Raw genomic sequence first — 482 nt, 5'->3', positions numbered from 1 at the left:
GCTTTTTCCAGGTTGCGGATATCATTCAAAGCATCAAACATCCGAAAAATATCGATGCCATTATCGGCCGCTTTGGCTACGAATTTCTCCACCACATCATCCGGATAGTGAGAATAGCCCACCAGTGACTGACCTCTGAGGAGCATCTGCAAACGGGTCTTTTTAACATGCTTGCGAATAGCTCTTAATCTTTCCCAGGGGTCTTCCTTTAAATAACGGATGCATACATCAAAGGTCGCTCCGCCCCATACCTCCAGCGAATGATAGCCTACCTCGTCCAAATCCTCCAGGACCGGCAGCATATCATCAATCGTCATCCGGGTCGCCCACAGGCTCTGATGGGCATCCCTGAGACTGGTATCGGTTATTTTAATTTTACTCATATTTGGCCTCCCTAAATAAGCAACTGCTGCAATTATCTGAAATCCTAACCAAAATTGGCAGGGAACAACCGATTTTCTGATGTTTTATGTATGCAAATA

1 pseudogene is annotated in these 482 nt (G+C 45.4%); it reads right to left on the bottom strand.

The features are described 5' to 3' along the window. A pseudogene (locus B3W37_RS15740) lies at positions 1-383 on the bottom strand (pyruvate carboxylase subunit B); the annotation flags it as partial. Positions 384-482 lie beyond the last annotated feature (99 nt).

Source organism: Syntrophomonas sp. UBA5494 (assembly GCF_002426325.1).
This window is presented reverse-complemented; position numbering and strand designations above follow the sequence as displayed.